This window comes from Streptomyces sp. NPDC007189, from assembly GCF_040703635.1.
Classification (GTDB): domain Bacteria; phylum Actinomycetota; class Actinomycetes; order Streptomycetales; family Streptomycetaceae; genus Streptomyces.
On sequence record NZ_JBEYEY010000024.1, the window covers coordinates 101,322 to 112,185 of the forward strand.

General features: G+C 68.5%; 13 protein-coding genes and 1 pseudogene. 10 read left to right on the forward strand and 4 right to left on the reverse strand.

All coding sequences use genetic code 11. From position 1 onward, the window contains the following. Window positions 1-539: 539 nt before the first annotated feature. Window positions 540-1,223, reverse strand: coding sequence for a GNAT family N-acetyltransferase (locus tag AB0950_RS35795; RefSeq protein WP_366780312.1), 684 nt, complete (start codon window positions 1,221-1,223; stop codon window positions 540-542). Between the two features lie 641 nt (window positions 1,224-1,864). Between AB0950_RS35795 and AB0950_RS35800 the strand changes: the two genes are divergently transcribed. From AB0950_RS35800 to AB0950_RS35810, 3 genes are all read left to right on the forward strand, one after another. Continuing rightward, window positions 1,865-2,062 (forward strand): hypothetical protein, encoded by a 198-nt coding sequence (locus tag AB0950_RS35800; RefSeq protein ID WP_360162842.1) that lies wholly within the window; start codon window positions 1,865-1,867, stop codon window positions 2,060-2,062. Between the two features lie 87 nt (window positions 2,063-2,149). After that, a complete protein-coding gene (locus AB0950_RS35805) occupies window positions 2,150-2,728 on the forward strand; it encodes a hypothetical protein (protein ID WP_360162839.1) in 579 nt (192 codons plus the stop codon). A gap of 23 nt (window positions 2,729-2,751) precedes the next feature. Continuing rightward, entirely contained in the window at window positions 2,752-2,937 is a 186-nt protein-coding gene (locus AB0950_RS35810) for a hypothetical protein (protein WP_360162836.1), read from the forward strand. An 11-nt stretch (window positions 2,938-2,948) separates the two neighbouring features. Here the strand turns inward: AB0950_RS35810 and AB0950_RS35815 are convergent, their stop codons facing one another. Both AB0950_RS35815 and AB0950_RS35820 read right to left on the reverse strand, forming a co-directional pair. Continuing rightward, window positions 2,949-3,152, reverse strand: a complete 204-nt coding sequence (locus AB0950_RS35815; RefSeq protein WP_360162833.1) for a hypothetical protein — start codon at window positions 3,150-3,152, stop codon at window positions 2,949-2,951. Then, entirely contained in the window at window positions 3,149-3,367 is a 219-nt protein-coding gene (locus AB0950_RS35820; RefSeq protein ID WP_360162830.1) for a hypothetical protein, read from the reverse strand. The genes AB0950_RS35815 and AB0950_RS35820 overlap by 4 nt, the downstream gene beginning before the upstream one ends. 190 nt (window positions 3,368-3,557) lie before the next feature. Between AB0950_RS35820 and AB0950_RS35825 the strand changes: the two genes are divergently transcribed. The 7 genes from AB0950_RS35825 to AB0950_RS35855 all read left to right on the forward strand — a co-directional run bounded on the left by AB0950_RS35825 (window position 3,558) and on the right by AB0950_RS35855 (window position 10,496). Beyond that, on the forward strand, window positions 3,558-4,409 hold the full coding sequence (locus tag AB0950_RS35825; protein ID WP_360162828.1) for a class I SAM-dependent methyltransferase: 852 nt from the start codon (window positions 3,558-3,560) through the stop codon (window positions 4,407-4,409). 137 nt (window positions 4,410-4,546) lie between these two features. After that, window positions 4,547-4,822 (forward strand): DUF6233 domain-containing protein, encoded by a 276-nt coding sequence (locus AB0950_RS35830; protein WP_366780313.1) that lies wholly within the window; start codon window positions 4,547-4,549, stop codon window positions 4,820-4,822. Window positions 4,823-5,538: 716 nt separating this feature from the next. Then, window positions 5,539-6,549 (forward strand): Ku protein, encoded by a 1,011-nt coding sequence (locus AB0950_RS35835; RefSeq protein WP_366780314.1) that lies wholly within the window; start codon window positions 5,539-5,541, stop codon window positions 6,547-6,549. A gap of 535 nt (window positions 6,550-7,084) precedes the next feature. Then, window positions 7,085-7,477: a hypothetical protein gene (locus tag AB0950_RS35840; RefSeq protein WP_366780318.1), complete on the forward strand. Its 393-nt coding sequence runs from the start codon at window positions 7,085-7,087 to the stop codon at window positions 7,475-7,477. Between the two features lie 69 nt (window positions 7,478-7,546). Beyond that, window positions 7,547-8,329, forward strand: coding sequence for an MEDS domain-containing protein (locus tag AB0950_RS35845; RefSeq protein WP_360162816.1), 783 nt, complete (start codon window positions 7,547-7,549; stop codon window positions 8,327-8,329). Next, a complete protein-coding gene (locus AB0950_RS35850; RefSeq protein ID WP_360162813.1) occupies window positions 8,326-9,279 on the forward strand; it encodes a sensor histidine kinase in 954 nt (317 codons plus the stop codon). The genes AB0950_RS35845 and AB0950_RS35850 overlap by 4 nt, the downstream gene beginning before the upstream one ends. A gap of 251 nt (window positions 9,280-9,530) precedes the next feature. Further along, the gene (locus AB0950_RS35855; RefSeq protein WP_366780316.1) at window positions 9,531-10,496 is read left to right on the forward strand and encodes a pentapeptide repeat-containing protein; all 966 of its coding nucleotides are present in this window, start codon (window positions 9,531-9,533) and stop codon (window positions 10,494-10,496) included. 144 nt (window positions 10,497-10,640) lie between these two features. On the opposite strand, the pseudogene AB0950_RS35860 reads toward AB0950_RS35855, so the two are convergent. Beyond that, window positions 10,641-10,864, reverse strand: a pseudogene (locus AB0950_RS35860) (IS110 family transposase); the annotation flags it as partial.

Sequence of the window (10,864 nt, forward strand, 5' to 3'; positions counted from 1 at the left end):
ACGGACACGCGCCGTCAGGCAACGGCTCGGCTCCCGCTGACGAACCGGATTCGGCTACTCCCGTCGGCGACCGGCCATGTCAGGCACTGTGGGTCGCGGTTGGGGCTGGGGGAGGCCCCCGGTGCTGAGCTGGGCGGGGCCCGGTCTCCAGTGGTTGGGGGAGTCAGACGCATCTTGCGCTGCGCGCTCGGCATCATCGCCCCGAACCCGGTGCCCCCATGACCTCAACACCTCAGCGAGGAAGCGACTGGGCGACTTCACATGCGCTCCGTGAGGGTGGGGGCGTCATAGGAGCCGAGGGCGGTCTATCTCGGGGGCGCGGGGGCGGTGCCACCGGTCGATTCAGAGCAGCGCTTCGTCGCCGGCCGTGGTAAGCCCATTGCCATGAAGTCTTCATTGCAGTTCTGGGGCAGCCGAGATTGGCGGTCAACCGGAATACAGCCGGAACAGGCAATCGCGGTAAATCCGCACATCTTCGCTCGGTGGGATCCGCAGGAGTGCGCCGTGCGTAAGGCCGGATCAGCCGGCGTGAGCCAGTCCTACCGGTTGGAGGGGACCACCGGTCCCCTGGCGATCAGGACGTCGGCTTCGTGGCGCCAGCCGAGGGAGGAGTAGAGGCGCTGGCCTTCCTCACTGGCGATGAGAAGACCGGTACGGGCGCCCTGGGCCACGGCGGCCTCCGCCAGAGCGCTCATCATGGCGCGGCCCAGGCCGCGTCGCCGGTGCGCCGCGTCCGTCTCGATGCGATCGGCGATCGCATCGGCGCCGACCACAGCGATGGTGCCGCGCGCCGCCACCTCTCCGGAGGAGGCGTGGAGGGAGACGACCGTGACTGGTCCCTCCGTGCGGACCTCGCGCTCGTACGGCGCGGTGGGCGCGTGCTGCGGGTGCTCGGTCAGATTGGTCGTCATGAACCACTCTGACCGGTGGAGCAACTCCAGTCCGGCGGCGCCGACGACGGTTTCGACGGTGCCTGGGCGCAGCGTAGGTACCGTGAGCCAGGTGGTCTGCCTCGCGGTGGCGACGGCTGCCGCCAGCCGTGCCAAGGACGCGGGCTCCTCGTCCGCACGCAGCGCGAACACCTCGACCTCGCGGCCGGGTTGGTCGCACTTGGACCGCAGGCCGTCCCCGGCGGACTCGACCGGCTCGGCCTCGGGCAGGGAGCGAGCCACGGTCCAGCCGTTCAGCCAACGTCGTATCAGCTCTGATTCGATCTTCGTCATCCGGCGATTAGAGCATGACCGCAACCGGTGGGCGGACGAATAATCAGCCCCCGTCGTCCGCCGCCGCCAGGCGACGCCACCCTCCATTTGCCGGTCGGTCTGAAACCGGCATAGGTGGCAGCGGGCAAGAGAAGCGTTCTCTTCTCGGTCATCACTCTGCGTATTCACTAGCCGAGGGATGAGCCCCAACAACAGGCTTGGGGTCTTCTTTGGAGGAGATACGCCCGAAGGGCGCCCTCGCGGGGGCGCCCTTCGGGCGTATCTCCTCCAAAGACCTGACGGACCGGCTGTTGGGGCCTGGAACCAGGACGGAGACGTCGAGGCCGGACCGCATGATGCGGTCCGGCCTCCACAGTTTGCGGTGTCAGAACGGCGGTTCGTAGGAGTAGATAGTGGCTGCGGCTCCCCAGCCGGAGGGCCGCACGGGCGAAGGGACCGGAGCGTCCAGCGCTTCGTTCCACAGGTTCCGTAGGTTCTCTCGGTGTGTGGTCGAGTCCTCGTTGAAACCACCCGTCCAGCGCTGTAGGTCCGGCCCGATGCCAGCACGGGCACACAGCACCGACAGGACTGCGTCGACCACTGCCCAGTTCGGCGGGACAGTCCGACCTCGCAGCATCTTGCGGATCGTCTACCGACTGGCCGTGAAGGCGTCGAAGTTCGCGTTACCGGCGATGTCCTCGGCGATGATCCGCAGCGTGGGTGTCGGCGTACGGCCTTTTCGGCAGCGCACCATCACCTGGGTGAAGAAGGCCGAGAACGACAGCCAGGGAGCCACCATCACCAACTGGCGCCGCGCCTTCCACGTCATGGACCACGACCCCTTCTACGTGATCGTCTGAACCACCGCACCACCCTGTGCTAGACCGAGGGTGCTCCTCCCACGCTCGCCGGGGAGGAGCACCCTCGCAGTGCGAACGGGAGCCCTCATGCTGGTGCAAGAAGCACACTTCACCGTCGACCTCGGCGAAAGCGGATACCTCATCGGCTTCACCGAGCACGACGACTACCCCGACGAGACGCCCTACGGCTGGCGCTGCGGACCCGCCGGTTCCTCGAGCGCCGTTGTCCTGACCACCACCGACACCGGGCCTTTGCAACTCACCGTCCAGATACACGACAGTGAGCCCGCTTCACAAGCGGACGACGCGTGGGAGCCGGCGGAGGAGCTCAGCTTGCACGCCGAGAGCGGTCGAGTTCACCTCGCCACCCTCGATCCCGACGAGATCACAGACGCCTGGCCGAAAGAGGAACCGCCCCTGTCGCTTCCCACCTCGCCAGACCAGGAGTCCTGGGTGCGGATGGGCCTGTACTGCCACGCGGATGACCCCGAACCCGGCATCGGCGACCACGGCGAACGGCACCTGGTCCAACTGTGGCCCGCACCGGCCACGCCACCCGTCCATCCCGCGCTCAGCGACGAAGACCGCCAGGCGCGCGCGGAGTACGCCGCGGACCGGGCCGGCCCTGTGGAGGAGTACACCACCGAATATCCGCCGCAGGGCTGACGCTCCCACCCGCGGTGGGGAGCATGCGAAGCTCACGGGCCTGGCGGTGGGCCTACGAGGTGCAGTGGCGCCGGTGGCTTGAGGTGTCGACGGCGGTGCGGGCGGCCGTCACCGCGCGGGCGGCGAAGACCGGGGAGAACCGCTACGGGCTGGAGCAGGCGGTGAAGAAGGCCGTACGCCACCCCCCAGAGGGCCGGGCCGACGAGTAGCCGGCCGGCGGCTACGGCTGGTCGGGCCAGACGGCCAGGACCTCGCCCGTCTCCTGGTCGGTGAGGGTGACCCGCGGCTGCCCCGTGGTGCCGGCGGATCCCACCCACCTGTTGAACTTGCTGCGGGCTGTGGTCTCGCGCGCCCACCATCCGTGCTGCGCCGGCCGGCCGCCGAGGGACAGCAGCAGGTGATAGCGGTCGGCTTCCTCAGTCATGCCAGTCGGATCCCGCGCGGCCGGTGCGGCTCGCGGACGATCGCCTGCTTCGCCTCGAGCTCCACCAGCTGGTAGTGGACGCTGGCGCGGCTGCGCATGCCGAGTGCTGCTCCGATCTCCGCCACGGTCGGTGCCTCCCCGTGATCGGTGATCGCCTGCCGGATGCAGCGCAGGATGCGCTCCTGGGTGTCGGTGAGGTAGTCCACGCGGTGCATAATCGTAATTAGATCGCTTGTTCGAATTTCTGGGCAAGTAAAGACACATCCAGCATGGGAGTGGCAGGTGAGGGGTGTCCTGTGACAGCGAACCTTGACCGATTGCCACCGGAGGTTCGACCGGCCTGAAGGCGCGCTGCTGGAGGACCGCCCAGATCAGGCCGCCGGGCGGTCCGCCTAGGCTGGCGTGGTGACTGATGAGCAGGAGCGGGTGCAGCCGTCGGGAGTGTGGGCCACGGCGGTGGGGGTGGCCAGAGTGCGGGCGCTGGAGACCGAGCGGGAGAACGCGCTGTTCCGCGACCCACTGGCACAGGCCTTCGCCACCGCTGGCGGCCTGTGGCCCTCCTCGCCGCCGCAGCCCGATGACGAGGCCGCGCGCCGCCGCCGGCTGGCCGTGTCGTTCTCCATCGTCATCAGGACGAAGTTCCTCGACGACCTATTGCAGCAGGCCTCCGCGTCCGGGGTCCGGCAGGTCGTGCTGCTCGGCGCCGGCATGGACAGCCGGGCCTTCCGGATGGACTGGCCCGAGGGCACCCGCCTGTTCGAGGTCGACACTGCCGCGCCACTGGACTTCAAGGCTTCGGTGCTGCGCCAAGAGCGGGCCGTCGCACGCTGCGAGCGGATCACCGTCGCAGTGGATCTGCGTGACGACTGGCCACGCGCGCTGGCGGCCGCAGGGCACGACCCGGCGGTGCCGACCGTGTGGATCGCCGAAGGACTGCTGATCTATCTGCCCGAGGACGCGGTGGAGCTGCTGCTGGCCCGGATCAGCGCGCAGTCGGCGGCAGGCAGTCGGATGGGGCTGACGTTGGGCTCGCGCGGCGTGATCGAGCGCTTCGGTGCGGACGCCGTGCCGGGATCGGCGGCATCCATGTGGGTCTCGGAGATGCCCGACGACCCGGTGGGCTGGCTGGCCGGGCATGGCTGGGAGGCCAGCTGCCATACCGTGCGGGAGCGCGCCGCCGCCTACGGCCGCCCGATCAGCGCCCCTCCGCAGCGCGAGGAGCGGCCCGGCGGACTGATCTCGGCGGTCCGCCAGTAGAGCGCCCCCGGGCGGTCAGACTTCAGTGGCAATCGGTCAAGGTTCGCTGTCACAGGACAAGTGGTGAGCAGCCACTCTCGCGTCTTGATGCGCTGCGCTTCGCGCGGCGTGTCGTGGCGCAGCAGGCTGTCCGGCAGTTGGCGCTGATCGACCGCTGGATCGCTGAGGAGGAGCGGCGCCAGGCTGAGCGTCGCCGGGGTGAGGAGATGCGGCCGGCGCTGCCGGACTGGTTGATCCAGTACGGGCTGAACCGGAGGAACGTGGACGCCGTGCACACCGGCGACTGCTGGGCGGTGGCCAAGAGCGGCCGGTGCCGCCCGGCGACCCGGCAGCAGGCGCTCGATGCGCTGTGCCGGCAGGTGCCTGCGTGCGTCCACTGCCGTCCGGACACGGTCCTGGGCCTGCTGGGGTGAAGCAAAAAGCCCCGGGCCGATGGTGGCCGGCGCTTTTACCCGCTAGGGGTGTGATCGTGAAGGGCGGTCGCCTACGCGGCGAAAGGCTATGCGGGGCTTCAGCCGAACGATCGTCCCCGCATGCGCTAGATGAGGCCCGGGGACACTGTCCCCTTCACCATCACGTGCTGTTCGACCCCACAGCCCCGGTGGACATTCCCGTGCCCGGCACCGGGTACGGCGTGACCTTTCTGCACCACCGCCCGTTGGGCATGGCAACGCGTACCAAATCCCCTCTCCGTGTGGACGCGTATGCAGACGAGGGGCCCTGGACCGTGCCCGGCCCCGGAGCCCCTCCCGCACGTGACCGGTGCGCTGCGGTCGCCGCGTGGCCGCTCGCGTCGTACACAGGTCGTATGAGCGACGACAGCGACAAGGTCTTCCACCCCGGCGAGATCGTCCCGCCTCAGGGATCTACGAGTGCGACTGCGGGCAAAGCCACCGGTACAGCACCGACGTGAAGGGGCATCGGTTCCCGCCGTTGCAGGACGGCTGCAGCGGCAGCGGCTGGAAGCTGAAGGAAGCCTCGCATCCCAGCGCCTGAACAGGCCGAACGCCCTTCTCGTGGACCAGAGGCGGACGCCGTATCGCTCGGCTGAGCCGGCTGCCTTCGTGGATGCGTTCGGGCTGTGGCGCTCGTGGGCTGCTGTTGCTCGGGGCTGCTTCGGAGGTCCGCCATGCCCCGAACGATCTGGAGCGGCGCTATCTCGTTTGGCTTGGTCACGGTGCTGATCAACGTGGTCAGCGCGACGGAGGACGACTCGATCCGTTTCCATCAGTACCACCTTCAGGACATGGGCCGGGTGCGCTACCGGAAGGTGTGCGAGCTGGAGGACCGTGAGGTCGACCAGTCCGAGATCGGCAAGGGCTATGAGCTGACCAAGACCCAGGTCATCGCGATCACGGACGAGGAGCTGAGCAACCTGCCGCTGCCGACGGCGAAGGCGATCGAGATCGACGCCTTCGTGCCTTTGGAGTTCATCGACCCGATCCGGATCGCCGAGGGCTACTACCTGCAGCCGGCCGGCCAGGTCGCGGCCAAGCCGTACAAGCTCCTCGTCCAGGCCCTCGGCCGCTCCAGCAAGGTGGCGGTGGCGAAGTACGCCTGGTCCGGCAGGGAGAGACTAGGCCTGCTGCGGGTCCGCGACGACGTCCTGGTCCTGCACGCGATGCGCTGGCCGGACGAGATCCGCGATCCGACCGAGCTGCTCCCGCCGCCGGTCGAGGTGTCCGAGGACGAGATCGACAGCGCCCTGGCGCTGATGGACACCATGACCGTGGACAGGCTGGAGGGCCCCGACTTCCAGGACCGCTACACCGAGGCCATCGCCCGGATCATCGAGGCCAAACTCAAGCAGCTGATGCTGGCCAAGGGATCGTTGGGCCAGTACACGGCTGCGGTCGTCGTCACCGGGACGGTGCTCCTGTTCGTCCTGAGCCTCCTCGACCGGCAGCCGCTCCCCCTGCTGGTCTACAGCGTGACGCTGATCGTGATGGCTCTCGCCGGGGCTCACTTCTTCACCAGCAGGCCGCGCCTGCTCTTCCTCGCCTTCCCTCTCCTGCTCCCCGCGGCGCTGGCGACCTCCAGGGCTCGCTTGCGTAACGCGTGCGTTCTGATGGCGCCTGCCGCGGCGTTCTCCCTGGCATTCGGGGTCTACCTCACCATGATGGCGACAAGCCCGCCATGACAGGGATTGCGGTCACGGGCTGAGGATTCGACGCCGAGCCGGGCAGTGCGAGCGGCTGCTCCCGTAACGGTCTCGATGGTGGCCTTCACGTCAACGAAAGGGGTCACTGCCACTGGGTGACCCGACCATGCTTTCAGCGTGCTGCGCCACGTATCCCAGCACCACCACGTCAAGCTGCGCGACGTGGCTCCCTGGTTGCCAGGTCTCGTCCGTTTACGGAAGGGGGGCGGGCAGGCGACGGGGGAGTGCACCTGCCCGCCCCGGAGCGCAATGCCCCGCACGGGGGGAGCGGGGCATTGCACGGCTGTGATCACGGCTCACCGGTTACAGCGCGCCGGAAGCCGCAAGTGTCACACCGATTGTGCTGATCCGTCCACCGGGGTCAGCCTCGCCAGCGAGACGTTCCGCGCCCCACGCAAGGGTGCGTCACCGGGCGTGTGAGGCGTGACGGCGGCGTCTGACGTGCCCGCGGGCGCCCGCGGGTCGCGGATGCGATTGAATCTCGGCTCTTGGCACAATTGCCTTCGTGCAGCCGATGCCGGTTCCTTGCCCCGCCCACCTGATCCCGGATGCCACCGGCACCGGCACCGATGCCTTCCACGACGCCTACCGCAACGCGATGGCGCGCAACGCCGTATTCGTCGCTATTGAATTCGAAGCACGCCGGCGGTGGACCGTGAAGGCGGACACGCTCACCGCCGGTCCCGGCCACACGGTCGCGGACGCCGTCAACGAGGCAGTCCGGGATGCGATCACTCGCCTGGTTAACAGCCGCGAGGTCGACCTGGACGCCTACGCCGGACCGGTCTACTTCCTGATACATGGCGTGGAAAGCGAGGAACGCGCCCGCGAACTCGCCGCCGCACTCCACGCCGCTCTCTACGGAGACCTCGAACCCTTGCGCCGCGCGGTCCCTTCCACCCCCTGACCGCACACAACGTTCCACGTGAGTGCTGGTCAGTAGGGTGGGCATTGGGAAGGGCGAGGGGAGGATGGCATGAGAGCCACACGCACGTTGGCGACGCTCGATGAGGTCGGGGCCGGTGACCACGTTTTGCAGGTGCTGGATGTTGCAGATGACGTCGTGGACTGCAGCCGTGCGTTCCTCGCGGATGGGGCTCTCTTCGGCGACAAGGTGCTGATCATCGGCTCCGCTTCCCGGGCGAGTGCTGCCTTCGCGCCGGTGGTGCTTGATCCCGCGCGGCTGGACGGCTCTCTGATCTCCGCGGTGCGGCGTGAGGCCGCCAGCGCCGAGCGTGAGGGATACCGTTCGCTGCGTGTGCTGCACCAGGCGACCTGCGACGGTTCCGCGGGCAGCGCGGAGCGGTTGTTGCGCAGCGAGCTCGATCTGGAGGAGTTCGCCGCGGACAGCGGAGCTCTGGTGGTGTGCGCCTACCCGCGCGGCGACGGCGGCGCTGGTGCACCCGAACACGCCGGGTGCGTACACCCGCACCACCTGGGCAGTCGTCCGGCATCCCCCGCATTCCAGGTGTACCGGACGGGGAAGGACGGCTGGACTGTGAGCGGGGTTGTCGACGCGGACGGGGCGCCGGCCTTCGCCGCCGTCCTGGGCACACTGCTGGAGCAGACGGCGACCGTGCGCCTGCTGTGCCATGGTCTGGACTTTCTCGACGCCGCGGGGATGAGCGCGCTGGCCGATGCGGCCAGGCGCTTGCCCGACCGCAAGGTGGTGCTGGAGGGGACGAACGAGACCGTCCGCCTGGCCTGGGAGCTGTCGGGCTTCGCAGACCCTTCGATTCCGGTGGTGATGGCGCCGTGACTCCCTCCCTTTCCCGCACCGAAACCTCGGGCAAGGGCTACCGGCACGAGCTGTACCCCTACCACGGCCGGCAGGAGTTCCTCGAGGGCACCGTGGGCTTCATCCGTGAGGCCGTCGACGGCGGCGAGGCCGTCGTCGTGGCCGTCCCTGGGGACAAGGCGTCCTTGCTGCGGGCGCAGATCCCCGACGACGACGCGGTGCAGTACGTCGACACCAGCCCGCTGGCGCACCATCCGGGTCGGCTCATCGCAGCCTGGCAGGAGTGGATCGCAGAGTATGCCGCGCAGGGGCGGCCCGTGCGCGGGATCGGCGAGTCCCCTTGGGACCAGGCCCGCTCCCGCGCCGAGGTGGAGGAGCTGCGCTACCACGAGTGGCTGCTGAACAGGGCGTTCGTCAATGGTCCGGCCTGGTGGCTGTTGTGCCCCTACGACCTCGCTGGTGAGCAGGCGGCGCTGGAGCAGATGACCCGCTGCCACCCCGAGATCCGCAGCGACGGCCGTAGCGCCCCCTGCACCGGCTTCGACCCGCAGGCCCCGTTCGACTTCTCCCCGCTGACCCACCCCTGCGACCCGTACGAGGAATTCGCCTACGCCAGCGGAGACCTGCCCGCGCTGCGGGAGAAGATCACCACCTGCGCCGAACTGCTCGGCCTGAGCGGCCGGCGGCTGCGCGAGCTGCACCTGGCCGCCACCGAAGTCGCCACCAACAGCATCCGCCACGGCGGCGGCCAGGGCGTGCTGCGCACCTGGAGGGAGGACCATCGCCTGGTGTGCGAGTTCCGCGACGCCGGCTACATCAGCGATCCCCTCGCCGGCCGCACCAGACCCACCCGCACGCAGATCGGCGGACGAGGACTGTGGCTGGTGCACCAGATGTGCGACCTCGTCGAGATCCGCTCCACCCCCCAAGAGGGCACCACGATCCGGCTGCACACCGAGCTGCCCGGCTGACCCCGCATCGCGATGTGAGCCTGCGACCGTGCGCGCAGCACTGCCGGCAAGGCCATCGCGCCGGACACAGGGAGCAATGACCAAGAGCGAACCTCCGCCAACCTGAAGACGCAACGTCTGGCAGGGCTTCGTGCGGTGGAATAGGCCCCATGGCCAATTGCCCTCTCGCAAGGATCGGATCACACTCGGTTCGCCTGATACGTCGTCACCGGGCGGCCCTCGGGCTGGCAGTGGGGACGGCTGTCGTTGTCGTGGGCATCTTCGTAGTTCTGGGACCCCTGTCGTGGTGGGTGGCTGGTGACACGGTTGGAGATCTTCATGGCAAAGACCGGGCCGACGCGCTGAATGCTGTGCGCCAGACGGTGCTGGCCGGGTTCGCTGGGGCGTCCGTACTGTTCGGACTGGGATACACCGCTCGCACCTATCAGCTGTCGCGGCGTGGGCAGGTGACCGAACGGTTCAGCAGGGCTGTCGGACAGTTGGCGTCCGACAAGCTCGAAGAACGGCTGGGCGGTATATACGGCCTGGAGCACGTCATGGCGGAGTCACCTCAGGAACACGCCACAGCGGTGAGCGTCTTGTCCGCATTCATCCGTGAAAAGGTGCGGAGGACCGATCCCCCTGTGCCGACCGGTTCAGACGAAGCCAGAACATCGCGCCCAGTACCCGAGTGGGGGACAGAGCCCTCCGCCGACATCAGGGCGGCTGTAGAGGTTCTCGCCCGCCGACCCGAGCGGGAGGAAGCCCGCCGGGTCGACCTTCGATCTACGCAGCTTGTCGGATTGTCGCTCCGCAGCTTCGACTTCCCTGCTCCACCCCGTCTTTCCCGGGCGCTGCTGACGTGGGCGGACCTCTGCCGCGCTGATCTGCGGGGTGCCGAGCTCAGTGGTGCCATCCTTACCAGCGCCGACCTGCGTCACGCATGCCTCGCGAGAGCATGCCTCGACCAAGCACTCATGGCCAGAGCCGATCTGCGTGGCGCCCTGCTCAGCGAGGCGACGCTGCTCGGCGCTGACCTCAGTGGAGCAGATGTGAGGGACACCACCGGCCTTACGGCGCAACAGTTGGCGGGATCCGTGCTTGATGAGGAGACCAAGTTGCCTCCCGTGCTCGAGAGCGATCCATGGGTTGAGGCTCGTCTTGCGGCGTGTCGCACCTGGCGAGACCAGCAGCGAGACTCCCTCACGCCACCGCCGCCGACGGCGCAGGTGAGGTAGGCGATCTTCAGCGGGTGACTTCGAGGTTCGTCAAGACAATTCGAGGTTCGTCAAGACAAGCAGGGCGCGCAGAAGGTATGTGGCGCGGGCGGGTCGGTGCGCAGCTTGGTGAGGACCCGCCAGACACCTCACGTTGCCAAGGTGTCAAGCGGCAGCCGCGAGTTCGATGGGGAACACGGTGCCTTCGTCGAACAACTTGTGCTTCTGCAGGCAGTGGTAGAGCTGGCCGAGCATTCGGTTGAACAGGTTCCTCCGGGCGGCGGCGTTCCAGTCTCCGTGCTCGTCGCGACGGCGGCGGTAGTGGGCCTTGGCCCCGGGGGATCCGTTCGGAGCGGCGAAGGCCCAGAGGTATCCGGCGTGGTTGAGCC